Annotated in this window: 22 protein-coding genes and 3 pseudogenes; 13 read left to right on the top strand and 12 right to left on the bottom strand. The window is 40.8% G+C overall.

All coding sequences use genetic code 11. The features are described 5' to 3' along the window. The first annotated feature begins 575 nt into the window (after positions 1 to 575). From brnQ to JCM10991_RS12665, 7 genes and pseudogenes are all read left to right on the top strand, one after another. Positions 576 to 1,945 (top strand): annotated as a pseudogene (brnQ, locus tag JCM10991_RS12675) (branched-chain amino acid transport system II carrier protein). 128 nt (positions 1,946 to 2,073) lie between these two features. Next, positions 2,074 to 3,018: a linear amide C-N hydrolase gene (locus tag JCM10991_RS12670; RefSeq protein ID WP_225349921.1), complete on the top strand. Its 945-nt coding sequence runs from the start codon at positions 2,074 to 2,076 to the stop codon at positions 3,016 to 3,018. Then, entirely contained in the window at positions 3,018 to 3,476 is a 459-nt protein-coding gene (locus JCM10991_RS04565) for a hypothetical protein (RefSeq protein WP_025020695.1), read from the top strand. Before JCM10991_RS12670 ends, JCM10991_RS04565 begins: the two co-directional genes overlap by 1 nt. A gap of 214 nt (positions 3,477 to 3,690) precedes the next feature. Continuing rightward, positions 3,691 to 4,299, top strand: a complete 609-nt coding sequence (locus JCM10991_RS04555) for a metallophosphoesterase family protein (RefSeq protein WP_025020694.1) — start codon at positions 3,691 to 3,693, stop codon at positions 4,297 to 4,299. 61 nt (positions 4,300 to 4,360) lie between these two features. Beyond that, a complete protein-coding gene (locus JCM10991_RS04550; protein ID WP_025020693.1) occupies positions 4,361 to 5,020 on the top strand; it encodes a class A sortase in 660 nt (219 codons plus the stop codon). A 428-nt stretch (positions 5,021 to 5,448) separates the two neighbouring features. Further along, the gene (locus tag JCM10991_RS04540) at positions 5,449 to 6,324 is read left to right on the top strand and encodes an aldose 1-epimerase family protein (protein WP_023859392.1); all 876 of its coding nucleotides are present in this window, start codon (positions 5,449 to 5,451) and stop codon (positions 6,322 to 6,324) included. A gap of 12 nt (positions 6,325 to 6,336) precedes the next feature. Further along, positions 6,337 to 7,694: pseudogene (locus JCM10991_RS12665) on the top strand (threonine/serine exporter family protein). A 375-nt stretch (positions 7,695 to 8,069) separates the two neighbouring features. Here JCM10991_RS12665 and JCM10991_RS12660 read toward each other — a convergent pair. The 4 genes and pseudogenes from JCM10991_RS12660 to thrC all read right to left on the bottom strand — a co-directional run bounded on the left by JCM10991_RS12660 (position 8,070) and on the right by thrC (position 12,016). Next, positions 8,070 to 8,971 (bottom strand): annotated as a pseudogene (locus tag JCM10991_RS12660) (cation diffusion facilitator family transporter). Between the two features lie 101 nt (positions 8,972 to 9,072). Further along, entirely contained in the window at positions 9,073 to 9,408 is a 336-nt protein-coding gene (locus tag JCM10991_RS04525) for a hypothetical protein (RefSeq protein WP_023859395.1), read from the bottom strand. Between the two features lie 57 nt (positions 9,409 to 9,465). After that, complete coding sequence (locus JCM10991_RS04520; protein ID WP_023859396.1) at positions 9,466 to 10,380, bottom strand: RluA family pseudouridine synthase; 915 nt, start codon at positions 10,378 to 10,380, stop codon at positions 9,466 to 9,468. A gap of 142 nt (positions 10,381 to 10,522) precedes the next feature. Beyond that, positions 10,523 to 12,016 (bottom strand): threonine synthase, encoded by a 1,494-nt coding sequence (gene thrC, locus JCM10991_RS04515; RefSeq protein ID WP_025020692.1) that lies wholly within the window; start codon positions 12,014 to 12,016, stop codon positions 10,523 to 10,525. 161 nt (positions 12,017 to 12,177) lie between these two features. Here thrC and JCM10991_RS04510 point away from each other — a divergent pair, with 161 nt between their 5' ends. Both JCM10991_RS04510 and thrB read left to right on the top strand, forming a co-directional pair. After that, positions 12,178 to 13,458 carry a homoserine dehydrogenase gene (locus tag JCM10991_RS04510; protein ID WP_025020691.1) on the top strand — a complete coding sequence of 427 codons (1,281 nt, stop codon included), beginning with the start codon at positions 12,178 to 12,180 and terminating at the stop codon, positions 13,456 to 13,458. 8 nt (positions 13,459 to 13,466) lie between these two features. Next, a complete protein-coding gene (thrB, locus tag JCM10991_RS04505; protein ID WP_025020690.1) occupies positions 13,467 to 14,345 on the top strand; it encodes a homoserine kinase in 879 nt (292 codons plus the stop codon). A 213-nt stretch (positions 14,346 to 14,558) separates the two neighbouring features. On the opposite strand, the gene JCM10991_RS04500 is transcribed toward thrB, so the two are convergent. The 6 genes from JCM10991_RS04500 to JCM10991_RS04475 all read right to left on the bottom strand — a co-directional run bounded on the left by JCM10991_RS04500 (position 14,559) and on the right by JCM10991_RS04475 (position 20,072). Further along, positions 14,559 to 15,671: a trans-sulfuration enzyme family protein gene (locus tag JCM10991_RS04500; protein WP_025020689.1), complete on the bottom strand. Its 1,113-nt coding sequence runs from the start codon at positions 15,669 to 15,671 to the stop codon at positions 14,559 to 14,561. Between the two features lie 13 nt (positions 15,672 to 15,684). Continuing rightward, a complete protein-coding gene (locus tag JCM10991_RS04495; RefSeq protein ID WP_025020688.1) occupies positions 15,685 to 16,833 on the bottom strand; it encodes a trans-sulfuration enzyme family protein in 1,149 nt (382 codons plus the stop codon). A gap of 358 nt (positions 16,834 to 17,191) precedes the next feature. Continuing rightward, positions 17,192 to 17,845, bottom strand: coding sequence for an amino acid ABC transporter permease (locus tag JCM10991_RS04490; protein WP_025020687.1), 654 nt, complete (start codon positions 17,843 to 17,845; stop codon positions 17,192 to 17,194). A gap of 10 nt (positions 17,846 to 17,855) precedes the next feature. After that, positions 17,856 to 18,494, bottom strand: a complete 639-nt coding sequence (locus JCM10991_RS04485; RefSeq protein WP_023859403.1) for an amino acid ABC transporter permease — start codon at positions 18,492 to 18,494, stop codon at positions 17,856 to 17,858. After that, the gene (locus JCM10991_RS04480; protein WP_025020686.1) at positions 18,491 to 19,321 is read right to left on the bottom strand and encodes a transporter substrate-binding domain-containing protein; all 831 of its coding nucleotides are present in this window, start codon (positions 19,319 to 19,321) and stop codon (positions 18,491 to 18,493) included. Before JCM10991_RS04480 ends, JCM10991_RS04485 begins: the two co-directional genes overlap by 4 nt. Positions 19,322 to 19,331: 10 nt before the next feature. Continuing rightward, positions 19,332 to 20,072 (bottom strand): amino acid ABC transporter ATP-binding protein, encoded by a 741-nt coding sequence (locus JCM10991_RS04475; protein ID WP_023859405.1) that lies wholly within the window; start codon positions 20,070 to 20,072, stop codon positions 19,332 to 19,334. Positions 20,073 to 20,538: 466 nt separating this feature from the next. On the opposite strand from JCM10991_RS04475, the gene JCM10991_RS12655 reads away from it, so the two are divergent. From JCM10991_RS12655 to JCM10991_RS04455, 4 genes are all read left to right on the top strand, one after another. Continuing rightward, on the top strand, positions 20,539 to 21,975 hold the full coding sequence (locus JCM10991_RS12655) for an amino acid permease (protein ID WP_155889571.1): 1,437 nt from the start codon (positions 20,539 to 20,541) through the stop codon (positions 21,973 to 21,975). Between the two features lie 505 nt (positions 21,976 to 22,480). Further along, on the top strand, positions 22,481 to 23,026 hold the full coding sequence (locus tag JCM10991_RS12650; RefSeq protein ID WP_081708788.1) for an NADPH-dependent FMN reductase: 546 nt from the start codon (positions 22,481 to 22,483) through the stop codon (positions 23,024 to 23,026). 14 nt (positions 23,027 to 23,040) lie between these two features. Further along, positions 23,041 to 24,360 (top strand): NAD(P)H-dependent oxidoreductase, encoded by a 1,320-nt coding sequence (locus JCM10991_RS04460; RefSeq protein WP_023859885.1) that lies wholly within the window; start codon positions 23,041 to 23,043, stop codon positions 24,358 to 24,360. 141 nt (positions 24,361 to 24,501) lie between these two features. Continuing rightward, the gene (locus tag JCM10991_RS04455; RefSeq protein WP_025020685.1) at positions 24,502 to 24,975 is read left to right on the top strand and encodes a hypothetical protein; all 474 of its coding nucleotides are present in this window, start codon (positions 24,502 to 24,504) and stop codon (positions 24,973 to 24,975) included. 43 nt (positions 24,976 to 25,018) lie between these two features. Here the strand turns inward: JCM10991_RS04455 and JCM10991_RS04450 are convergent, their stop codons facing one another. Both JCM10991_RS04450 and JCM10991_RS12645 read right to left on the bottom strand, forming a co-directional pair. Continuing rightward, complete coding sequence (locus tag JCM10991_RS04450) at positions 25,019 to 26,011, bottom strand: DUF1002 domain-containing protein (protein ID WP_025020684.1); 993 nt, start codon at positions 26,009 to 26,011, stop codon at positions 25,019 to 25,021. Between the two features lie 78 nt (positions 26,012 to 26,089). Continuing rightward, entirely contained in the window at positions 26,090 to 26,407 is a 318-nt protein-coding gene (locus tag JCM10991_RS12645; protein WP_025020683.1) for a CPBP family intramembrane glutamic endopeptidase, read from the bottom strand. Positions 26,408 to 26,409 lie beyond the last annotated feature (2 nt).

Here is a 26,409-nt window from a genome sequence, read left to right as displayed (position 1 = left end):
AGTACTTCAGTACCGAGTTCATTCACATGCAAAAGCGGTGTGCCACGCTAACTGGATCACCGCTTTTCCCCATAAAAATAAAACGTTCAATAAGTGCTGAACACAAAAACTAATAATACTTGTTTTTAGTTTAATTGAAAAAGATGTCCTTGTCTAGGGGAATTTCTAGAATTTATGATATATTGATTAAAAAAATATGTTGACTTTAATTAAAATGTGATTTATATTAAGAACATCTTAGAAAAACAAAAACACATGGATGAGAAGAGTAGTTCTGGGAAAGCTTGACAGAAAGTCTCGGTGGATGAGAAGAGATAAGTGGTAGCAGAATGAAGGTAATCTCTGAGTGGTCGATGCGACGCAGATGCGAAGTTTCGAAAGGGTTCGCCCTTTATCGCGACAACGTCTTGCCAAATAGGCAGTACGGGGTAAGGCTTGCTTGGCGACAGGCAAGTAAAACAAGGTGGTAACACGCATCTGCGTCCTTGCTGGAGAAATCCAGCGAGGACTTTTTTGTTAATCGGGATTAGCGCTAATCTCCTAATTCAAGCGGTAAGAGAAGAAGGAGAAAAAATATGAAAACAAGTAAACTAAATTTTAAACACTATTTGATGTTGTCCTCATTGATTTTTGGAATGTTCTTCGGGGCTGGGAACCTGATTTTCCCAGTACACTTGGGGCAATTAGCAGGTGTGCACTGGTTTAGTGCCGCACTCGGCTTCTTATTTTCTGGGATTTTGCTCCCATTAGGTGCCCTCTTAGCCTTAGCGATTACGCGGGCCGAAGGAATCTTTGACTTAGCACGACCTTTAGGGAAGGGCCTAGCTTTAACTTTCTTAATCTTAGTACACGCCACTTTAGGGCCATTTTTCGCTACCCCAAGAACGGCAACTGTGCCTTTCTCTATGTTCGCTAGCCACTTCGCGCCCAGTATGCAAGGTCTAGCCTTGTTGATTTATTCCGGAATTTTCTTTGGGATTGTCTACTTTATGTCCCTTAAGGAAGGAAAAATCACTGAAAGAATTGGGAAATTATTGAATCCTATCTTCTTGATTTTATTATTCGTGATTTTCTTATTTGCTTTTATTAAGCCAATGGGATCTGCAGATACTACTAAGGCTAGTGAAGCTTACTTGACTGCTTCTTTCACTAATGGTTTCTTAGAAGGTTATAACACCATGGATGCTTTAGCGGCCTTGGCGTTCGGGATTACGGTGGTAACAGCTATTAAGTCCTGGGGAATTAAGAGTGCTAAAGAGACTTCAATTTCCATGGCTAAGGCCGGAGTGGTTGGGATGGCTGGGATTGCCATCATCTACTTAATTTCGATTTTCCTAGGGGCTACGAGTTTACATCACTTTGCTTTATCTGAAAATGGGGGGACGGCCTTCGCCCAAATTGCTAACTTCTACATGGGACCTATCGGAGAAGCTTTATTAGCGACCCTTTCAACCATTACTTGTATGTCAACGGCTATGGGTTGGTAATCGCCTTTGCTCAAGATTTTCACAAACGTTTCCCGTAAATTTCTTATAAGATTTTCTTAACTGTTAACTGTGGGATTTCCTTTGTTTTTGCTAACCTTGGTTTAAACCAAATCATTGCTTGGTCAACTCCAGTTTTAATGTTTTTGTACCCTATTGCCATTGCCTTGATTTTCTTAGGTATAACTTCACCTTTATTTCAAAATGATGCTACAACTTACAGATTAACAGTTTTCTTTGCTTTTATTCCCGCTATTTTTGATATGCTTAACGCTAGTCCAGCGGTGATTAGTCAAACTACCTTAGCCAAGACGCTGACAGCTTTTGCGGGACAATATTTCCCCTTCTTCAATCTAGGTTTTGGTTGGTTCACCTTTGGAATTTGTGGTTACTTTTTAGGATTAGTGGCTCACTTTATTAAGGCCAAAACTGGTAATCAGAATTTTGAAATGGAAGAATAATTTACGCAGCTCCCAGGAGGGGGCTTTTTTGCGCAAGAAACTTGTAACTTTCGAGGTAAGCGCTTATCATAAAAGAAAAAGATTGGGAGGCGATGGCATGTGTACTAGTGTGAGTATTACAGCTAAAAATGGTTATCAAGTACTTGGGCGGACCATGGATTGGGATGACTTATATGTCTTGCCAATATATGTGCCCGCCGGTTTTCAATGGCATTCGAAGTTTGATGGTCGACAATATCAGAATAAATATGCTAGTAGGGGGTGGTTTTCAGGACCAAGATTACGTCGATATTAGTGATGGGGTCAATGAATGTGGCCTCATGGCGCAAAAATTAACTTTTACTAACGGTGCAAACTTGGTAGATGAAAAAGATGCCCGTAAGGTCCAATTAGAAGCCTTTGAATTTGTCCACTATGTCCTAGGTAATTTTGCCTCAATTGCGGAAATTGAAGCTCATTTAAGTCAAATTGAACTAATGAGTAATGCAAATAGCAACCATAAAAATGGGGGAGCTGAACTCCACTTTAGTTTAACGGATTTGACGGGGCGGACCGTGGTAATCGAACCAAGTACAAACCCGCTCAAGGTGATTGATAATCCTATGGGAATTGTGACCAATATGCCTAACTTTGAACGGCAGTTGGCCAAATTGGAAGATTATATGGAATTTAGTGACGACTTTAAGACGGGCCACATTAAGCCCGGGACTTTCCATGTGACGACTGGTAAACTTGGAGGAAAAAAATCACCGCTAGGTGGCTTTTCTCCCAGTCAACGATTTGTACGAGCAGCCTATGTCAAAGAATTAGCAGATCAACCTACAAATGAAAGTCAGGCATTATCTTTAACATTTGGGGTATTGGATACAGTTACAGTTCCGAAAAGTATGGCTCATCGGCCTACTTACACTGTTTACCGGGCAGCGACTTCTGCACAAGACCTGACTTATTACTATCAAGCTGCTGACCAAGCTCAGGTTAGTAGTTTGCGCCTAACGCCGGAATTGATGCAAACTAAAGAAGTTAGAGTTTTTACTAGTGCTAATATCTGGCAAGCGAAGGAGTTGAATTGATGACAGCATTAATGTTAGCAGGGAAAGAAATTATTCTTGAAGAAATTGCGGAGTATAAGCTTATCCAGGAATATGTTGTTTATGGGCTGGAAGAAAAGGTAATTTCTTCGACCTATGTTGGTGATCCAGAAGCGAGTTTTTGGCAAAAATTGAAGCATAGTATTTTTTCCACGCAAAACTATATTTTCGAAAAAGAAAAAAGTTACTTCTTCGATGGTTATTATGGTCAAGCGCCGAAGTATGTCCGTGATGGGGATTGGAAGTATGATGCGATTAGTTTTGCAGTACCTTGTTTATTAATTAAGACGAAGGCAGGGGCTTTGATTAAATTTCACGACTTAAGCCCTGTAGACTTAAATCAAGACCAAATCCGTCAGGCTAATCCGGAGCAGTCAACGGATGTGTCGGCTTTACTAAGGCAATTAGAGGTGGCTTTAGCAATAAAAAAACCGTCCTAAGCGGGCGGTTAGTGCTTATTTAGCAGCTTGTTCCTTAGCGGCATCTAAAGCTTTGATGATGCTAGGATTTTTTAAGTGGCAATCCCGGATTAATTCCAAGTCTTCCTTGCTTAATTCAACGGTGTACTTAGTCATAATAAACGTCCTTTCTTTGAGGATAGTCTTACTGTAAAACCAATTGCCAGAAATTTCAAGTTAATTAAGGAGATTTTTAATGATTTATGTAACTTCAGATACCCACTTTTTTGACCAACACTTATTGGGGCGGACGAATTTTGCCGACCGACCATTTCTCAATGCCTATGATATGAATGAGAAAATTATTGCGCATTGGAACGAAGTCGTTGCTCCGGAAGATACGGTTTATCATTTAGGCGACATCGCGGTGCATTTTGTGCGGCCTGAAAGTCAGTCCCATCAAGATATTTACGAACTTTTGCAACGTTTAAATGGTAATCTTGTCTTAATTAAAGGAAATCATGATAACCGTGCGCTCTTTAAGTATTTGGCTAAGCACAATTATCAGGTAAATGGTCGCGATAAGTTTCGTTTTGAAGATGTGGGAGCCTTAATCAAGTATAACCACCGGCAATACTATTTGACACATTATCCAATGATGCTCGGAATTGTACCTAATATTATTAATTTGCATGGTCATATTCATCATTATTCGGTTCATACTAAGGAAAATATCAATGTTGGGGTTGATTCGGCGGACTTTGATTATCTTTTAGAAAAACCTAAGTTTGGTCAACCGCTAAATCTGACAATTGTAGAACAAATTATTATGGCTAAGCGGGATGACTTTTTAAAGATGCGTTGACCTTGTTTGCTTCCCAAAAGTAATCTATACTAAAAATATACTAAAGAAAAGAGGAAGCTTAGTGAAAAAGGGACTGAATATTTTAAGAATTGTCGTCGCAACTATCTTATTGGTGGCGGGACTCTATTTGATTTTTAACAAGCAGATTACCTATGCTTTGATTAATCATAGTCAGAAAACAGAATTAAGTAAAAAAATCGAAGGTAGCAAACATAGTAGTCAAGCAGATTTTGATTTTGAAAATGTTAAATCTTTAGACAACCAAACTACGGTGAAGAGTTTATCTGATGATGCGGCCGTAATTGGTAAAATTGCTATCCCGGATTTGAAAATTAAACTTCCAATTTATGAAGGTTTAAGCAATTATGGTTTGGCCAAAGGCGCTGGAACTATGAAGGCGGGCGAACAAATGGGCGAAGGAAATTATTCCTTAGCTGGTCACCATATGGACGATATTAATGTTTTATTTGGTCAACTGGAAAATGCCAAGCCGGGAATGAAGGTTTACTTAACCGATGGTAAAAAGGTTTACATCTATAAGATTACCGAAAAAAAGATTATCACTAAGTATGAAGTTAATTACTTAGACGACGTTCCCGACCAAAAGCTTTTAACCTTGATTACTTGCGCTGAAGGTGGGAAGACTCGCTATATGGTGCGTGGTGTTTTAGAAAAGACAATGAAGCTTACAGGAAAAACGGAACATAAGTTATTTTTGTAAAAACTAAGAAAATAGCGCAATTTCTTTGCAAAAAAGTCACAATTATTTTCTAAAATAAAGTTACTCCTTGAAAGTCAATGGTAAGTTTTGCAACCGAAAACAATCTTGATTTCATAAGGATTTTAAAGGAAATTTAATTGCTTTAAGGTAATTTTTTTGATAGGATAAGACTAACAAATGAGAAAGGGCTGATTTTATGGCAGAAGCATTGATTTACACTTTAACAATTGCTGGACTCTTATGGGTGATTCAACCTGTATTCAAGCCCGCACCGGTACGCGTGAAGAACCGTGAAGATGATTACAAGTAAGGAAACGAAACTAAGTCAGGAGCAGTCCTGGCTTTTTGTTTTTAATTTTTGACTTTTTGCTTTTCTTAAATAGGCGTATAATTTTAGGAGAATTAGGTTGTATGATAGGAGAGAGAAAATGTTAGTAACCTTACATAATGCGGACTTGACTGTTCAAATTTCAACACATGGGGCAGAGTTAACCTCGATTAAAGGCCAGAATAATCAAATAGAATATCTCTGGCAAGCCGATGCGAAATATTGGGGGCGCCATGCGCCGGTATTATTTCCGTTTGTGGGGCGTCTCAAAGATGATACCTACACTTACCAAGGCCATAGCTATCACCAAGGGCAACATGGTTTTGCTCGGGATCAAGAGTTTGAAGTGACTGCTCAAAGTGAAACGAAAGCGCTTTTTACTTTAACCAGTTCGGACCAAAGTCACCAAATTTATCCCTTTGATTTTAGGTTACGTCTTAGTTATGAGTTGAAGGGGGCCACGATTTTAGTGGGTTACCAAGTTGACAATCCGGCCACAACAGACATGCTATTTGCCTTGGGAGCACATCCTGCCTTTAACATACCTTTAACGGCGCAAGATAATTTTGAAACCACCATGTTCAAGGTTGATCCTGCGCAGGAATACGCTCAAATTAAGTTACGAGGCCCTTATAGTGATCCTGAAAACCAGACAACTTTAGATTTAAAGCAAGCTCTAGGTTTAAATCATAATTTATTTGACCAAGATGCTTTAATTTTGAATTTACAGGGTCAAGAAGTAACTTTAAGTTTAGAAGGTCCCTCAGGTCATGGAGTGGCTCTTAAACTGCAGGAAACACCTTTTGTAGGAATCTGGTCACCATATCCAACCCAAGCACCATTTGTCTGTCTTGAACCTTGGTGGGGATTAGCCGACACCATTACAAGTGATCAGGCATTGAGTCATAAGTTTGCCATCAATAAGTTAACTGGGAATAGTAGTTGGCAAGCAGGCTTCGAAATGAGTTTCTATTAGAGGTGGAGCAAAATGGAAAAAAGTGAGACAGAAAATCAACATAATTTAGGACCTAACACCCAACACCACCATATGTCCATTGCTTGGCAAGAATACATCGGTGATGATGCTAAAGTGCCGGCGGATTACACTTCGTTAAAAAAACGGGCCGGAATTATTGGGCGGATTGGTTTGATGATGCTATCTTGTGGGACTGGGGCTTGGCGTGTGCGTGATTCTATGGACACGATTGCGCGGGTTCTAGGCGTAACATGTTCAGCGGATATCGGTCTATTATCTATTTCCTACACTTGCGTAGAGGGGGAACACAGTTTTAGTCAGACGCTTTCCCTACCTTCAACCGGGGTGAATACAGATAAGCTCGAAGTTTTAGAACGCTATGTTAAAAAGTTTGAGGTCAAGGGTGCTTCATGGAGCCTTGAAAAAATTACCCATGATTTAGATAAAATTAATGCCAAGCCTGGTAATTATACATCCGTTCAATCTGGCTAGCCTCCGCTTTAGCTTGTGGTGCCTTTACCTTTTTACTGGGTGGAGGACTGTTTGATATTATTTGTGCTTTCATTGGGGCGGGATTTGGGCAATGGTTACGCAAAAAACTTAGCGGGCGGAAATTGACGTTGTTAGTATCCTTGATTGCGGCAGTTTCTTTTGCTTGTTTTATGTATTTTATTTCTTTTGAAGCTATTCAATATTTTTTCAATTTACATTTGAAACGAGAAGCGGGCTACATTGGTTCCATGCTCTTTGTAATTCCGGGATTTCCTTTCATTACGAGTGGTTTGGATATTTTTAAATCCGATATGCGTTCCGGGCTTGAAAGATTAGTTCATGCGCTAACTATCATTATAGTTGCGACGGTTACAGGTTGGTTGGTGGCCTTGTTGTTAAATTTCAAGCCTCAAAATTTTGCTGCCCAAAATCTTGATGCTATTTCCTTATTGCTTCTGCGTTTAGTGGCGAGTTTTTGTGGGGTCTATGGTTTCTCAGTTCTCTTTAATTCTACTAAACGCGTAGCTTTAACGGCTGGTTTGGTAGGGGCTGTGGCCAACACCTTGCGTTTAGAATTGGTAGATTTCACTAGTGTTCCTCCGGCTTTTGCGGCCTTTTTAGGAGCTTTAGTAGCAGGATTTTTATCTTTCCGGTTACAAAGTAAGTACGGTTATCCGCGGATTGCCTTAACGGTTCCGGCAATTGTAATTATGGTACCAGGTCTCTATCTTTACCGAGCTATTTATAATATCGGGTTGACTTCCATTGGCGTTGGTTCTTATTGGTTAACGCAAGCGTTGTTGATTGTTTTGGCTTTGCCGTTAGGCTTAGCTATTGCTCGGGTGCTCACTGACACTAAATGGCGACATTGCGACTAGACAAGTATGAAACTTTCAGAAATTTTTTGCTGAAAGTTTCTTTTTTTATGGAAAGAAGCCTAGATTTTCCCCTAATAAAGTAACCTTTTTTGAAATGGAAACGTTTTTTAGATGAATTCACAAAAAATTCACAATTAATTCATATAAAATTCACAATTAGTTTGTAGTATATACACATACCTTAACAAAAGAAACTTTTTTCATAATACTTTTTCCCCTAAAAGAAGTATATAAAGTCCTAGCACCCCTAGGCTAGGCATTTGATTAGTGATTTTCCCTGAATCCTAATCACAGACACCGAAGTTTTCCCTGAACTTCGGTGTTTTTTAGTGTGTTAAAACTTGTCTAGCACAAAAAAACAGCCTTTTAGAGCTGTTAATAAGGATTCTTACTATCAAAAAGGTCTTCATTTAAACCACGCTGGTATTCCGCTTGAATAGTGGTGTGACTGATGTGGTATTTGGTTTGCAAAAGTCTTTCGATTTGACTGTAAATAACTTCGGCCTGACTGAGTTGGCAGTTACTTAAGTTAATATGGGCCGAAAAGATGATGTCGTGCTCGTCAATCATCCAAGCGTGAATATGATGAATAGAAGTTACATTGGGGATTTGGAGGATATCAGCCTTAATGGCCGCATAATCTAAGTCCGGGGCGGCTCCATTAGAATTATGAGGGTCTTTTTAATGATAGGCCATGCTTCCCAGATGATGTAGCCAGAGACCAAAATGGTTAATAAGGGATCAATCCAGTCAGCTGGGATAAAAGTGAGGACTAAACCGACACCAATCACAGCGAGGGAGGAGAGGGCATCACTCAAGATGTGGAGATAGGTGGCTTTGATATTTAGATTGTGTTTGCTGGAACTGGCCAAAAGCAAGGCAGAAATCAGATTGGCCAGCAGTCCGATAATGGCTACAGTCAGCATTACAGGACCGTCAATGGTTTCGGGATGACCTAATCGTTTGAGAGCTGCAAAGCTTAAAAAGACTGACATAACGACTAAGAAGAGAGAGTTGAGTAAAGCAGCGAGAATTTCGGCTCGCTTATAGCCGTAAGTTTGGGAAGGTGAACGCTTTTGTCCAGCAATAAGTTGGGCGCTGTAACTCAAAATAATGGCAAAGCTGTCTCCAAAGTTATGGAAGGCATCGGAAAGTAGGGCCAAACTTCCTGATAAGAGGCCTCCGATAATTTCAGCTAGCGTAATGGCAAGATTAAGCAGAGTTACGAGAGTAAAGCGTTGCTTACTGAGTTTGATATCGTGTTGATGATTGTGCATAATAAATTCCTCCCCGAACTAATTTCAAGTCAAGCATAAGCAAAATTGTCCTTAAAAACAAGAGGAAATTAGAAAAAAGAGACCTAAAAAATTAGGTCTCTTTAGTGAGCGCTGGCACCAGAGACGGCATCAAGGCTAACTCCTTCATGAGGGATAAAGTGGTATTTGATGTCATTATTTTCTAGTTCTAGGCGTAAATCAAAATCATTTAAAATCCAGGTATCATTTTCTAAAATTTGGAAACTCACTCCCACTGCGGTTTCAACTACGACCCCGTCTTCAGTGACAGGTTGACTTTTGATACCAAGATAGTAATTAGGGAAAATTGTGGGAATTCCTCCATAAATTTTGGGATAGATGCGGATGTTACCCCCGTTAGTGAAGCCGAATTCTTTTTTGAACCATAAAGCCGCATCCGGCATTACTTCTAAAGTCATATAAAAACCTCGCTTATATCTTGATACTTCTTATTATAAATTTGAAAACCGCTTTCATCAATCTTTATGCCCAGATTGATATAAAAGCTCAGTTAAATTAAGTTGGTTCAAATTTGGAAAGTAGGTGGTAAAGTAGGCTGGTGGTGGGGCGACAATAGTTTCGGTTGTAAAACTAAAAGGTAAGACTAGTTTTTGTTGTAAGCCGTGTAAAAGTAAGTGTTTAGCCTGGTCTTGACCATAGAGAGGGTCACCGACAATCGGATGGCCGCTGGCTTGGAGATGGACGCGTAGTTGGTGGGTGCGGCCGGTTTCCAAAGTGAGGTAGACCAGGCTATAAGCTGTGTTTTGGTCAAGGACGCGGTAATAGCTCCGGGCGCTTTGAGCCTGGAGACCGTTGATAGCCCGTAGGTTAGGATTTTGTGGGTTAAGCCCAATCGGTTGATCAAAAAATCCTTGTGTTTGTGTAAAGTGACCATGGACGATGGCTAGGTAGCGTCGTTTGATGGCTCCTTGGGCAATTAATTGGTTTAAAACTGGAACAACAACCGGATTTTTAGCTACTAGCATGGCTCCGGAGGTTTCTTGATCTAAACGATGGACCATATAAGCTTGTCCTAATTGGGCACTGAGGTAGTTCATGACGGTACCTAATTCTTGGGCTTGATTGGGGTGGCTTTTAATTCCTGCTGGCTTGTTAATTACGACTAAATCTCGATTCTCGAATAAAATTTCTAACCGCTGGCTGCTATCTGGGAGGTAGTACTGTAAGCTGCGAAACTCCTGGCCTGTAAATTTCAGTGAAACCATTGTGCCTTTGCGAACCAAGGTTTTCAGATGATGGTAATGTCCGTCAAGCAGGACATTTTGTTGCTTACTTAAACCATAAATATAACGTTTGGGTAAGCGCCATTGGTCTTTGAGTAAGACCTTTAATTCCAAATCGGCGGGGCTTTTTTCTTGGATAATCCACATATTATTTCCTTTCCATTACTGGGTTAATCTTTCTTAATTTTACATGAATCGTCCCATATTTTTAAGACCGTGAGGTCTTTTTTTATTGCGCTTTAACATATATGAAAACCCCAGCAATCAGAGCGAAAGGCTGGGGTTTGGATTAGTTAACTTTTAAAATTTGGCGCACCATTTCCTCCATGTCCTGTGGATCACAAGTGAGGTGATGGCGAATAGGAGCTTCAAATAAAGTAGCCACGGTTGGTGGCAATGGGGTTTGAAGCTTAGCTTGCAACTCGGTCACTGCTTCGAGACCTTCAGCGTGCTGAGAATCCGTTTCTAGGGCTTCAAGTACTGCTTGCGGGAATTTATAAGGACTAGCGGTGGAAACAATCACCATAGGGCTTAAATCGCCACTTGCCTTTTGATAGTTTTTGGCCACCGCCGAAGCAACTGCAGTATGCGGATCAAGGATGTAGTCGTCTAGAGTGGCTACTCGTTTAATTTCCGTTGCAGTTTGTACTTCATCGGCAAAGCCAGCCGCAAAATCACCTAGATTTTGGAAAACTTCAGAATCTAATTGGTAGTGACCAACTTGGCTAAGTTGGTCCATGAGCGCTGCAGTTTTGGTTGCATCTTCTCCGGTAATGTAGAAGAGTAGGCGTTCGAGGTTGCTAGAAACCAAAATATCCATGGAAGGTGAGCTTGTCACATAGAAAGGACGTTGGCGGTCGTAACGTCCACTATTAAAGAAGTCGGTTAAGACCTTGTTTTTATTAGAAGCACAAATGAGTTTCTTGATTGGTAAACCAAGTTTTTTAGCAAAATACCCGGCTAAGATGTCTCCGAAATTCCCGGTTGGGACTGAGAAATTAATTTTTTGACCTAATGTAATTTTACCATCGCGTAAAAGTTGGCCGTAAGCGGCGAAATAGTAGATTATTTGGGGGAAGAGACGCCCAATATTAATCGAGTTAGCCGAAGAAAAGGCTAAATGATGAGCCGCGAGATCTTGCGCTAAAATTTGGTTATTAAAGAGTTCTTTGACCTTGGTTTGAGCGTGGTCGAAGTTCCCATTAATTCCAACTACATAGGTGTTTTCGCCAGTTTGGGTCAACATTTGCTTTTCTTGGACGCTAGAAACTCCATCGCGAGGATAAAAAACGATAATCTTGGTACCTGCAACATCAGCGAAGCCAGCCATGGCAGCTTTTCCCGTATCACCGGAAGTGGCGGTCAAAATCACAATATCTTGGTCGTGTTGATTTTTTTGGGCGGCAGTGGTCATCAAGTGTGGTAAAAGCTGGAGGGCTAAGTCTTTAAAGGCGATGGTTGGCCCATGGAAGAGTTCGAGGTAGGCATTGCCTGCTTGATAGCTTAAAGGAGTAATGGCTGGGTCCGTAAAGTTAGTACTATAGGCAGCTGTGACACAAGCCTCTAATTCTGCGGTCGTATAGTCGGTGAAGAAGGCTTGTAAAATGTGTAGAGCCAGTTCTTGATATGAGAATTTGCTTAAATCTGCTAATTCAAAATCAAGTTTGGGAATTTCGGTGGGGACAAAGAGACCGCCGTCAGGACTTAATCCTTGTAAAACTGCTTGTGAAGCGGTATAAGTCTTACCTTGTGGGTCGCGCGTAGAACGATATAAGAGAGTCATAAAATTTCCTCCTTTAAAAATAAAAACCGATAATTTTAGCTTTAGAATATCAAAAAATTCGTTTTTAGTCAGTAAAAAATAAGAATTTTTTTAAAAAAATCTCAAAATGAAAAGGTTATATGTTAGAATTAGCTTAAAAAGAAACGAAGGAGTTGGTTCTCGTGGAAAAAATTAAGATTGGGATTCTCGGACTAGGTACAGTTGGTAGTGGAGTTGTCCGAATGCTGACCGAACACGCTGGCAAAATTACTTCCATTGTTGGTCGTCAATTAGAAGTTAAAACAGTTGTTGTCCATGATTTGAATAAGCAACGCTCCGTAGATTTGACGGGGGTCAAGGTTTCAAATGATCCTTTTGAAATTATCAATGATTCTGAAATTCAAATGATGGTAGAAGTCATGGGAACCATTGACCAGGCCAAAGATTATATTGAAGCCGCTTTGAGGGCCGGTAAGCATGTGGTGACTGCAAACAAGGATTTGATTGCCTTGCACGGACCTAGTTTAGTTGCTTTAGCTCGTGAAAAAGGTTGCGATCTTTTCTACGAAGCTAGTGTGGCCGGTGGGATTCCAATTTTACGGACGATTGTCAACTCCTTTGCGGCGGATAGAATTGTTGAAGTGAAGGGGATTGTCAATGGAACAACTAACTTCATCATGACGCAAATGAACCAAAATGGTTTAGACTACGCTACGGCCTTGGCTCAAGCCCAAGAAAGAGGTTTTGCTGAAGCAGACCCAACTAATGATGTTGAAGGAATTGATGCTGCCTACAAGATGGTGATTTTAACGCAATTTGCCTTCGGGATGGATATTAAACTAGCCGATATTTACGTTGAAGGGATTTCTAAGGTACATGCAGCCGACATTGCGGAAGCCAAACGTCTAGGTTACCAAATTAAGCTTCTAGGTCGGGCTAAGCTCATTGATGGTAGTATCGATGTAACGGTAGCGCCAGTTTTAGTCCCACAAACCCAACCTTTAGCTAATGTTGCTAATGAAAATAATGCTGTCTTTGTTACGGGAGCGGCTGTGGGCGAAACCATGTTTTATGGTCCTGGTGCTGGGGAATTACCAACAGCTAACAGTGTCTTGAGTGACATTATCACTGTTAGCAAGAATATCAATATGGGAACTACAGGAACGCGTTTTAATGAATATCAAACTCCAATTCAAAAGGCGACCGATGATCAAGTCGTAGACCCATATTATCTCGCTTTAGAGGTGGCAGATCGTCCGGGACAAATGCTCAAATTAACGGAAATTATGACCGAAAATCAAGCTTCTTTTAATTTATTAACACAAACAGAATTACCTGATCAAAGAGCACGAATTATGTTAGTGACTCATGAAATGTCACGGCAACAATTAAAGAGGATTAAAGTGGCCCTTCAAGAAGTAGCTGACCTGGAAATTAAGGCAGCTTATAAAGTTTTAAACTAGGTGATGCTATGACACAAACAATTTTAGTTCCGGCTACTAGTGCCAATCTAGGTCCAGGTTTTGATTCCTTAGGTATTGCTGTTGCCCTTTACCTTAAAGTCGAAATTGGTGTCGCTACGGATACTTGGCAGGTTATCCATCCTTTTGGTGCTACGGTTCCTAGCGATGCCAGTAATTTAATTGTAAAAACAGCTCTCGAAGTTGACCCTAGTATAAAACCACACCAAATTAAGGTCAATTCAGAAATTCCTTTGGCACGTGGTTTAGGTTCGTCTTCGTCAGCAATTGTCGCAGGTTTGATACTAGCCGATGTTTTAGGAGAACATGGTTGGTCTTCCAAAGAGTTACTGGAAATGGCGACCCGCATCGAGGGGCATCCAGATAATGTCGCGCCAGCAATTTATGGTGATTTAACAGTTTCGACGACTGTGGCTAATCAGGTTACGTCAATTAAGTTACCATTTCCTGATGCTGATTTAGTAGCTTTTATTCCTAACTATGAATTACTGACCAGTGAAAGTCGGGCAGTTTTACCGGAAGCATTAGCCTACCGCCAAGCAGTTGTGGCCGGGAGTATTGGTAATACTTTAGTGGCGGCCTTGGCTCGGGGTGATTTGGCTCAAGCCGCGCCTTTGCTGGAAGGTGATTGCTATCATGAACCTTACCGCTCCAAATTGGTGCCAGAATTAGCACCTCTAAGGGATTTTGCCCATGCCAATGATGCAGTCGTGTATTTAAGTGGGGCAGGTCCAACCTTGATGATGGTTGCTCCAACTCAAACTGGTCCGAAATTAGCTACCCAAGCGCAAAAGCTGGGGTTTAACGGTGAGTTCGTGGCCCTCGAAATCGATCGTCAAGGCGCCCGTTTAATTTCGGAAACAAACTGATGTTTCACGTGAAACATTAATAACCCCCCAGGAAACTGGGGGGATTTTTGTTATGTGGCTAAAACGATGCTAAGTAAAGAGAATACAGATAAGATAACCACAGATGGCAGGTAGTGGGGCCTCGACTTCGAAGTCACCGCCAGGCCGAGTTTTACGAGTAAGTGTTCTAATGCAACTTTGCATGTTAATTAAGTTTCCTTTTTATACTATGCCTTAGTGTAGAGCCTGGCGTAAGTCTGCAATTAAATCTGTAGCATTTTCTAAACCGACGGAAAAACGAATTAAGTTAGGTGTGATACCTAAGGCACGTCGCTTTTCGACTACCATATCGTGGTGCGTTTGTTGGTCGGGGAGGGTGACTAAGCTTTCAACCCCGCCTAAACTTTCAGCAAAAGAAATCACTTGGAGTTTTTCAAAGAAGTTAGCGACTTGGGCTTCATCCTTAATGTAGAAGGAAATCATGCCACCTTTCCCTGGGTAAAGGACCTTGGAGACGGCTGGTTCTTCTTCGAGATACTGGGCGATAATTTGGGCGTTAGCTTGGTGTTGTTTCATCCGAATCGGTAAAGTTTTCAAGCTCCGGAGTAAGAGCCAAGAATCAAAAGGATCAAGGTTAGCCCCGGTGGTTTTGAGGTTAAAGGATAGTTTGGCTGCTAAATAGTCGGAACCGGTAATAACACAACCTGCTAAAATGTCGTTATGGCCAGAGAGGTATTTCGTTGCTGAGTGGATTACGAGGTCTGCACCATCTTGAAGCGGTTGCTGGAAGATTGGCGAATAGAAGGTATTGTCTACAGCAATGATAATTTCTGGATTGAGAGCTTTAATTTGATGACAAACCTCCACAATGTCAATTTCTTTCATAGTTGGGTTAGAAGGTGTTTCGAGCCAAATTAACCGTGTTTCTGGTCGGCAAAGTGCAACTAAGTCAGCTACTTTTTGGCCATCCCATTCATCAAAGTGAATGCCAACATGTTCCGTGAGGTAATCAAAGTAGCGGAAAGTTCCGCCGTAAAGGTCATTTAAGGAGATGACGTGATCATTTTGTTTGAGGATTCCAAAGACTAATTGAATCGCCGCCATTCCTGAAGACAGAGCGTAGGCGTATTTTCCGCCTTCTAATCGGGCGAGGGTCTCTTCTAAGACACTACGGGTCGGGGTCTTGAGCCGTGCATAAGCAAATTGTTTATCTTCATCAAAATTAGCAACTTCGGCCAAGGAATCGTGACGGAAGTTAGATGAAAAGTACAAAGGAGCGGAGACAGATTTAAATTGGTCTTGGCTATTGCGGTTGCCGGCTTGGGCTAAAATGGTTTCTAAATGCATGAATGAAATCCTCCTATTTTTGACAAGCTATATCAAGGGCTTGAGTTAAATCAGCAATTAAGTCTTGTACGTCTTCGATACCAACGGCTAAACGAATGAGCTGCTTGGAAATCCCCGCAGTGGCTAATTCGGCGTCGGATAATTCGGCATGGCTCATTTTATAAGGTAGTTCGATTAAAGTTTCAACAGCACCTAAGGAAACAGCCAAATTAATGAGCTTCAGGCTGCTAACAAATTTAGCGACATCGACGCTTGTGGCTAGTTCAAAGGAAAAGAGCGCACCTAAACCTTTACTTTCGGCCTGAATAATATCAAAACCGGCTTGGTCCGGTTGGTAAGGGTAGTTAATTTGCGTGATTTCCGGGCGCGTTTTGAGAAAGGTAATGATGGCTTGAGTATTGGCGATTTGCCGATCCATCCTTAGAGCTAAGGTTTGAATCCCGCGTCGAACTAGGTTTGCATCTTGAGGAGAGAGGATGCCTCCCAGGGCATTTTGATTAAAGTAGACGCGTTTAGCCAGGTATGAATCTTTAACGACTACAATTCCAGCGCTGACATCCGAGTGGCCTGCTAAGTATTTAGTGGCGGAGTGAATGACGATATCGGCTCCGAGTTTTAATGGTTGTTGTAGATAGGGGGTCAAAAAGGTATTATCTACAATCGTTAGTAGACCATATTCTTGGGCTAAGGCTGCGATTTGCTTGACGGAGGTTACTTGTAAGAGCGGATTGGTTAAAGGTTCAAAGTAAATAGCCTTGGTATTAGCCCGGATGGCAGCACGTATTTCTTCAGGTTTGCGGGTGTCAACCGCCGTGACTTCTAAGCCCCAACGTAAGAAGTAATTGTAAATTAAGCGGAAGGTTCCTCCATAAATTTGTTGGCCGACAATAATGTGGTCGCCTTTTTCAAAAATAGCTAAAGCCCCATGAATGGCCGCCATACCAGATGCAAAGGCAAAAGCGGCATGCCCCGCTTCGAGTTTAGCGACTTGGTCTTCTAGGGCTTGGCGGGTAGGGTTACCAGAACGAGAGTAGTCAAAACGTTCGGGACCATCTACGTCCTTAAAAGCATAGGTCGTGGCTGTGTAAATGGGGGGGACAACCGCTCCGGTGTTGTGATCGCCCTGGTAAGGGCTGTGAACTAAATCTGTTAAAAAACTCATCTAAAAAACCTCCTAAAATACAAAAAATCCCTGGAAAAATTCCAGGGACGATTGAAAACCGCGGTACCACCCTTCTTGTCAGTGACCTCTTGACACAAACATGTCATGGATAGTATCGCATCCCGACGAGCGAGCAGCTTGCACCACGCGCTTGACTCCGAGCTCATCTTCACTAAAGTTCGTCTTTCTACCCTTGCACCCTCGGTAGTCGCTATTTAATCAAAGCTTCCTTTTAGCTACTCTTCTCATCAAAGTCTCTAATTAATCTCACAATTTAATATAATTCTAATCCTTTTTGTGAAAAAGTCAATAAAAAATTCCTCATAATTGCTCATGAGGAATTTTAGATATACGTTTTTTAGTTCAGTCGTTTTTCTAAACGTTTGGCTACTCGGGAAAGGGAGTAGCAAACGACAAAATACATGGCAGCGATAATCACATACATCGGTAACATATAACGACTGTCTTGACCGTAGATGATTTGGGCCCGGTACAATAATTCCGGTAACACAATGATTGTCGCCAAAGAAGTATCCTTGACTAAGGAAATAAATTGGGAAACTAGGGCGGGAATCATCTTGCTGATGGCTTGGGGCAAAATAATGTGGCGCATGGCTTGCCAATAAGTTAAACCATTGGCTCGAGCCCCTTCCATTTGACCAGAATCAACAGCTAGAATCCCACTACGGACGATTTCGGCAATCATAGCAGATTCAAAGACCACCAAAGCGGTGATTGCTGCCGAAGTTGGAGATTGCCGTAAACCTAATTCTGGTAAACCAAAGAAGGTAAAGAAAATCAACAAAAGTAAGGGCAAATTACGAATAATATCGACGATAAATCCGATGATAGTTGAAAACACAGGGATTTTACTATAACGAATAATCCCTAAAATTAAGCCAAAAATAGCTGATAAAACAATCGAAATTAGCGAAACATAAATGGTAACTCCCAACCCCAAGAGTAAGTAGCGGAGGTTAATCCAAGAATAAGCGTCACTTAAAATACTCATAATATCCCTCCTAAGCTAATTTCTTTTCCAGGTAGCGCATGTAATACGACATTGGTAAGGTCAAAATCAAGTATAAGACCCCTACAACAATGTAAGTCTCAATCGTTCTAAAGTTGGTTGCGGCAATGATATCTCCTTGATACATGAGGTCAAAACCAGCCACAAATGCTAAAACGGAAGAGTTTTTAATTAAGTTGATGAATTGGTTTCCTAGAGGGGGAATCACAATTTTAAAAGCTTGGGGCAAGATAATATATTGCATGGCTTGCCAATAGGTTAAACCATTGGCGCGTGCTCCTTCCATTTGTCCGACGTCAATAGACTGAATCCCGGCTCTTACAGTTTCAGCAATGAAAGATGAGGTATAAAGAGTTAAACCAATCGTCCCAGCTGCAAAACCACTTAGAGGCATCACGTATTTAGGTACCACGACATATAAGAACATAGTGATAACCAAAAGGGGGATATTTCGGAAAAGTTCCACATAGGCATGGGCTAAACGAGACCAGAATTTGGAAGGGAGGGTTTCTAAAATGGCCATGCCCGCCCCAATAATTAAAGAAAAAATCAACGCTAATAAACTACAAAAGACAGTATTGAGAAAACCAGTTAAGAAGGCTTGCCCGTTAGTGCTTAAAATTTCAATCATTTACTGGCCTCCTTGTAATCAAAACCGGCGACATCTCCAAACCATTTGTTGGCGATTTTCGCATAAGTCCCATTTTCTTTGAGTTCCACTAAAGCTTGGTCAATGTGGTTTAAAAGGTCTTTTTGCCCCTTGTTAACCGCAATTCCGTAAGGAGCAGCAGTGAAAGTTCCACCGGTGACGCGGTAGTTTTGGTTTTCTTTAGCTAAACCATACAAAATCCCATTATCGGCCGCCATGGCTTGTCCTTGGCCGGATTGGAGGGCCACGAAGGCTTGAGCGTAGTCCCCGTATTGTAAGACCTTAGCTTGGGGAGCAACTTTTTTAATGTCAGCTTCTGTGGTCGTTCCTTTAACCGCTAAGACTGTTTTATCATTTAAATCTTTAACATTTTGGATAGCTGAGCCTTTTTTGACCAAGAGGGATTGCCCGGCGGCAAAGTAAGGTTGCGAGAAATCAACAATTTTCGCTCTTTCAGGCGTAATTGTCATTACGGCGATAACGGCATCTAGATTTCCATTTTTTAGGAGAGGAATCTTAGTATCGGCTGTCACTTGGATAAATTTGGCTTTAGCATTTTTACCGTAGATTTGTTGGGTTAAGGCCTTGGCCATATCCACATCAAACCCCTCGATTCGGCTATTTTTGATATTCATCAAACCAAAGAGGTTGGTATCAGCCTTAACACCCCAAGTTAAGGTTTTGGTTTTCTTGTCTTCTTGGTATAAATTGACGCTCTTAGCTTGACTGCTTAAAGGTTTCAGACTTAAAAAAGCTCCAATTAAGGTAATCACTAAGAGTCCGCGCCAGAGAAAAGTTCTTTTTGTCATAGAAAGCCTCCTATTTGTGGACGATAATCTTGCTTAAGAATTGACGTGCGCGTTCTTCTTTAGGCTGTTTGAAGAATTCTTCGGTAGGGTCGTCTTCAACGACTTGTCCTTGATCAAAGAAAATTACGCGGTCGGCTACTTCGCGAGCAAAACCCATTTCGTGTGTGACCACTAACATGGTCATATCAGTTGTTTGGGCAATGTTTTTCATAACGGCTAAAACATCATCAATCATTTCCGGATCTAAGGCCGAAGTGGGTTCGTCGAAGAGTAAAACTTGGGGTTTCATAGCTAAGGAACGTGCAATCGCAATCCGTTGTTTTTGCCCCCCAGAAAGTTGGCGAGGGTAAGCATCGGCTTTATTTGCTAAACCCACGAGTTCCAAGAGGTGCATAGCGAAATCCTTATTTTCTTGTTCGTCGCGCTTGAGGACAATACGGGGGGCTAGCATAATATTTTCGAGGACGGTTTTATTATTGTAGAGATTGAAGTGTTGAAAAACCATTCCCACGTTTTTACGAATTTTATTAATATCAGTTTTATTATCGGCGAGATCATAGCCATTGACCGTAAGTTGGCCAGATGTAATATTTTCTAACCCGTTAATAGTACGAATTAAAGTACTTTTACCAGAACCAGAAGGTCCGATAATCACTGCTACCTCACCTTTTTCGAAGGATAAATTAATATCTTTCAAGGCATGGTATTCGCCGTAGTATTTATCTACGTGGTTAAATTCGATCATTGGCATATGTATCCCAGCTTTCTTTTGATATTTTTAAATGATTACCTCATAATTTTAATATCTTTTTATCATAAAAGTCAAGTTCAACTTTTTGTTTGTGTTATATTTTCTTACATATTTTTAAAAAGATTTATTTTTTTAAAGCGATTCACCTACTAACCAAAGCTTTAAAGTTAAAAGAGGGCTCAAGGTATCTAAAAAAGGATGAAGAATCCTTTAAGTTAGGCAAAAAATATCGTTTGATAAAGTTAAATAAATTTGCATAGCTAGTAGGGATATGCTATTATCGGTATATCAAAGAAAGTGGAGGAAATGTAACATGTTGAAAGTAAAAAACAATCAAACAACCACATCATCCACTACCCAAACAACCACAATTTAAGTTTTTGGGCTTCTTTGGTAGCGATAATTGTTAAAAGCAAGTTAACCGTCTGGAGCCAATATCCAGGCGGATTTTTTATTGGAGGAAAACATGGGAAAAAATGAAAGGACACAAATCCATGTCCATAAGAAAAAAAGTACGGAGTTGAATCGCTCACTGACTTCCGGCCAGATGCAGATGATTGCCTTGGGGGGGACCATCGGGGTCGGTTTGTTCATGGGATCAACGTCGACCATTAAATGGACGGGACCGTCAGTCTTACTCGCATATGCTTTTGTTGGGGTCTTATTATATGTGGTCATGCGGGCTTTGGGAGAAATGATTTATCTCAAACCAGGTACCGGTTCTTTTGCTGATTATGCTAGTGAATACATACACCCTGCGGCAGGTTATTTGACCAAGTGGAGTAATATTTTTCAATTTATTGTTGTCGGTATTAGTGAAGTGATTGCGGTTACGGAATACTTAAATTACTGGTGGCCTAACTTGCCGGATTGGATTTCTGGTTTAGTCGTGGTGATAACTTTAACTTTAGCTAACCTGGCTTCTGCTAAAGCTTATGGGAACCTGGAATTTTGGTTTGCCATGATTAAGGTTGTAACCATTATCTTTATGATTATTATTGGATTAATGGTGATTTTATTAGGGTTTGGAAATCACTGGCATCCCTTAGGTTTTAGTAACTTATGGCAACATGGTGGTTTCTTCCCGGGTGGGGTGAAGGGTTTCTTCTTCTCCATGTCCATCATTGTCGGATCTTACCAAGGGATTGAATTGTTAGGGATTACTGCAGGGGAAGCGGCCAATCCGCAAAAAGCTATCGTGTCTTCGATTAAAGATATTGTGTGGCGGATTTTGATTTTCTATATTGGGGCTATTTTTGTGATTGTGACTATTTACCCTTGGGATCAATTGGCTAGTGTAGGTTCTCCCTTTGTGGAAACCTTCTCTAAGGTTGGGATTGCCGGAGCTGCCGGGATCATTAATTTTGTAGTTTTAACAGCGGCTATGTCTGGCGCTAATTCTGGGATTTATAGCGCAAGTCGGATGCTGTTTAAATTATCTATTGATAAACAAGCACCTAAGATTTTTAGTCGCTTATCTAAGCATGTGGTACCTAACGTTGCTATCTTATCAATTTCTGCCGGGATTTTATTTGGTTTTATCTTGAATATGGTTTTATCTATGGTGAATAAATCAGTCGAAAACCTCTTTGTTTTGGTTTACAGTTCCAGTGTGTTGCCGGGAATGGTGCCTTGGTTTGTGATTCTTCTATCAGAATTACGTTTCCGTAAGCAAAACCAAGCTCAATTAACGGACCACCCCTTCAAGTTACCACTTTACCCCTTGTCAAATTACTTTGTCATGATTTCCTTGTTGGTGATTTTGGCCTTTATGTTTATTAATCCTGATACCCGTGTATCGGTTTCGATAGGTTATCTTTATTTTAATTGTCCTCTTGGCCTACTATCTCCAAGAAGGGCGCAAAAGCAAAGTTTAAAAATTAAGAGGTCCTGTCAGTTTTAGGCAGGACCTTTTTGAGGGGACAAAAAATGATGGTTACGCCTTGGGTAAAACTCGCGATGGTGAAAATCAAAATTCCGGCCGTTAGCATTTGAATTTGCGAAACCAAAATTACATCGAAATTCGGGTAGGTAAACAGTTGCTTGGTAAAGAGGTTGGAAATTTCCTTTAAGGAAGTGGAAAGAATAATTAACTCTGTCTAAATTCTTTTTAATTGCAATTTTCTCTTTCCGTTTCTCTTAAATAAATCACTAGCCTTTAGGATAAAAAGGTTTATACTGTAAACGTAAGTTCTTCTCATTTTGTCCACCAAATTATAACTTTTTAGGCATATATATCTTGATATTGAGAGAATAGTCGTGTTAAATTAGTGATAAAAGTTGCAAAATTATGCAAAAAAAGTTAATTGAAATCTTTGAAATTAAATGATACATTAAATTCGTAAAGCGTTTTCTAAAAATTGTGAATTTTTTAACGTTAGATTAGATATTACAAGGGGTTGAGAATTTTGAAGAAATATATCGGTATTGCCGGCACAAACTATGACAAATCATTGAATAAGAAGCTTATGAAGTTTATTCAAACACACTTTAAAGACCAAGCAGAAATTGAAATCATTGATATCAGCAACTTACCAGTCTTTTACAAGGTGCCAGGAGGAAATTTACCTACCGAAGTGCAAGTTTTAGATGAAAAAATTGCCCAAGCAGACGGAGTGATTTTTGCCACACCGGAATATGACCACTCTGTGCCAGCTGTTTTAATGAATGCCATGGAATGGTTCTCCTACGTTAACCAACCATTCCACGACAAGCCTGTTTTAATTACTGGAGTTTCATATGGGAGTTTGGGGACTTCTCGTGCCCAAGACCACTTACGTCAAATCTTGAATGCGCCGGAATTAAGCGCTGCTTTAATGCCAAGTCAAGAATTCTTAGTGGGGCGTGGTTTCCAGGCTTTTAACGAAGACGGGACTTTAACTAACGAAGATATGGTAAAAGACTTAGAAGCTCAAATGTCAGCATTTAATGATTTTGTTGCCCAAAATAAGTAGGAGGTAGAGCATTTATGAAATTAGTTGGGATTGCTGGTTCTATTGCAGAAGAATCATACAATAAAAAATTACTACAATTTATCCAAAAACAATTTCCAGAATTAAATTTGGAAATCTTAGATATCAAAGATGTGCCTATGTTTAATGAAGGTAACGACCAATCAAATAGCGAGGTCATCCAATACTTAAACAAAAAAGTTAAGGAAGCTGATGGGGTGATTTTGGCAACTCCAGAACATAACCACACCACGACCGCAGCTTTGAAGAGTGTCATTGAATGGTTGTCATTTAACTTACACCCCTTCAAGGAAAAACCGGTCCTTTTAGTAGGGGCTTCTTATCGTACTCAAGGGACTTCTCGTGCCCAATTGAGCTTACGGCAAATTTTGGAATCACCGGGGGTTAACGCTTTGGTGATGCCAAGTGACGAATTCTTGTTGGGAAATGCTAAGACCGCTTTTGACGAAGAAGGTAACTTGAACAATGAAGGTACGGTTAACTTCTTAACTAGTGTAATCAATAAGTTCACAAAATGGGTAAAGGTATTGAAAGCAGTGAATATTAAAGAAGTAAAAAACTGGCAAGATGAAGATATGACGGTTTCCAGTCCAATCGACACAACGATTCAAGGAGTTGAACCTGATGATCCTGAATGGGTTGAAAAGGCGGCGAAGATTACTAAGGCTGCTTCAGGCTCCGATTTCGTGAAGTTAGATCGTGGGGTTTTATCAGTAGACCAATTAAACTGGTTCTTAAATTCTATGCCATTTGAATTAACTTACGCTGATGACAACAACCAGTTCCTTTACTACAACCATATGTTGGAAGCTAAGGATATGTTGGCTGCCCGGACTCCAGACCAAGCAGGGGACTCTTTGGAAAATGTGCACCCAGAACGTGCCAAAGCCGGAGCTAAGCGGGTGATTAACATGTTACGTAATGGTGACAAGGACGTGAAGATGTTAGTGCCAGGCTGGAAGAAGAATGGCCCTGCTATCTTACACTACTACGGTGCCATGACTGATGACGATGGTCGTTACCGTGGAATTAACGAAATCGTGCTTGATCTTTGGCCAGTCGTGCAATACTACTTGAAGGCTACGGGCCAAATGTTAGTTGATGACCCTAACGCCGCTGATGCAAGCTCTGGCGCTTCTGCTCACGGAGCTGCTCCAGCCACACCTACTCCAGCAGCGGATGCAACTTCTGGTGCTTCTGAAGAAGAAAGTTCTGAAGCACCTGTCTTTGCTAAACCTGAAGTTAAGGAGGAAACTCCCTTACCATCTGTCGAAGATGTAGCTACAGATGCAACTTCTGGTGCTTCTGAAGCTTAATCAAACTGATATTTTAATGAAAGTCGTAACTATGGTTGCGACTTTTTTTGAGATTCAAACTTTTTTCATAAAGCCCTCAGAGTTTCTTTCTAATCCTTTGTTAGACTGAGAGTAAATTAGATTAAGGAAAGAAGGGATAAAATGGAAAAAATCTGGTCGTGGTTAGGGTGGCTTGCTATTTTGGGATTACCATTTGGGCTTTTAGTTCTCGCGGGTGATGAATATCAAAGTCTAAGTTATAACCGTGCAATTTTTATCTGTTTATATTGTTGGGGCCTAGTTGGGCTTTGTTTGACGGTTTACCCACGTTGGCGTCATTATTTAGGTTTAGAAATACGGACCTTTCTAACCCGACAAAAAGCACAACACTCACGTCTTTGGGAAAATTACAAAGGGGTCCTCTTTTATTGGACGCCTAAGGTGACTTTAGTGGCGAAATGGGGAGCTTTAATTGTCATGGTTATAATTTGGTTTTTAGTTCAGTTTGATGAAAAATTGACCGCATCTTTGTCCTTCATTTTGACCTTTAATGCCTTAACTTTTCTCGGACTTCTCCTCTACGGTGGTAAGCTATTGTGGTCGCAAGATGAAATATATGTCGATAAGCGTCACTAAAAAAAGTCGCAAGTAATTTTTGGTTACTAGCGACTTTTTTAGGTTAATTAAAAAGACTTTGAATCCAGGCAATCAAACGACTAAACCAGCCTTGGGCGTCGGAGGCAAGTTTATGGCCTGCTTCGCTATTAGCCCAATCTTTGGCTTTATTCATTAGGTTACCAGTTGAATTTTTGACGTTATTAATGGTATTAGAGATATTAGTAACGTATTTCTTACTAGAAGAAATTGGCGCGCTTTGGAAGTTGACTAAAACATTGACGATGTTAGTTATGCTGTTACTAGAAGTTTGTTGGTCAATATCTCGCTTAGCTAAAGCTTCTTCTAAAATTTGTTTGATGTCAGTGGCAGTTAAGGTATTCCCTTTTTGTTTTTCTTGAGAGATTTCCTTAGTTGTGTCTCCAACTGCAGCCATTAATTTTCCTGGATAAGTAGCATCACCGCTATTTTCCTTGATAGCATCTTGCGTGGCACTCAACATATTATTGGCAGTAGTTGTGTTTTTACTATTCAAAGTTACTCCGTCTTGAGCGAAGGCCTTATAAACCCCGGTCAAAGCAGCTTCACCTGAGACAGCTCGGTTAGCGGTGACAACGATGGTTACGTCGGTTACCCCGGCCATTTGGGCAACCATGGCATATTGCTGAGAAGTTACGGTAGTAATATTGTTTTGACCATTATAGTTCTGAATGTTGACCTTCACCCCTGAACCAGGATCTCCTGGCGCAATGGCGACCGAAGAAATCATGGCAGCATCGGTAGTGCTAGAGCCACTGGAAATATAAGTACGGTAATCAGCGGCGGTGGATGTTAAGGTTTGAAAGTTAGAATCTGTACCTAAGACCTCATCAATCTTACTGTAAAGTTCCTTGGCCACGCCCGCTCCGTAAACCACATAGGATTTAGAAAGGGTGTGGGTCGTTGTACCATCGGCACTGTTAGCATCCACGGCTAAGGCCTTGATTGGCAAGGTTAAAAAGCCACAAAAAAGTGTGGCGATTAAAATTAACCGTGTTACGAGTAATTTGTGTTTCATCACGAGAAACCTCCTTATTGTAAAAAATTACCCTCCTTAATTTTACCATGGAAGTAAATCAAGGAGGGTAAAGAAATTCTAATTTCCTGTAAGTAAGAGTAAAACTGCAGGTAGATTATTGATAAAGTGCAAACTAGTTGAAACTACTAAATTTTGACTTTTGCGGTAGGTATACCCCAAGACCCAGCCCATACTGCAGTAAAGAATGACACTGGCTAGGGTTGTTGAACTGTGGGCTAACCCAAAGATCAAACCACTGACAAAGATGGCCCAGAAATCACTTTTACGGAAGAAAAAATTCATAAAAAGTCCGCGGAAGATTAATTCCTCTGTCAAGGGGGCGAAAATCACAGCCATTACTACGGTCATGACGGCGGTGGTGGGATTTTTTTGCATTA

Origin of the sequence: Ligilactobacillus equi DSM 15833 = JCM 10991, assembly GCF_000615765.1 — a bacterium.
GTDB classification, from domain to species: Bacteria; Bacillota; Bacilli; order Lactobacillales; family Lactobacillaceae; genus Ligilactobacillus; species Ligilactobacillus equi.
This window is presented reverse-complemented; position numbering and strand designations above follow the sequence as displayed.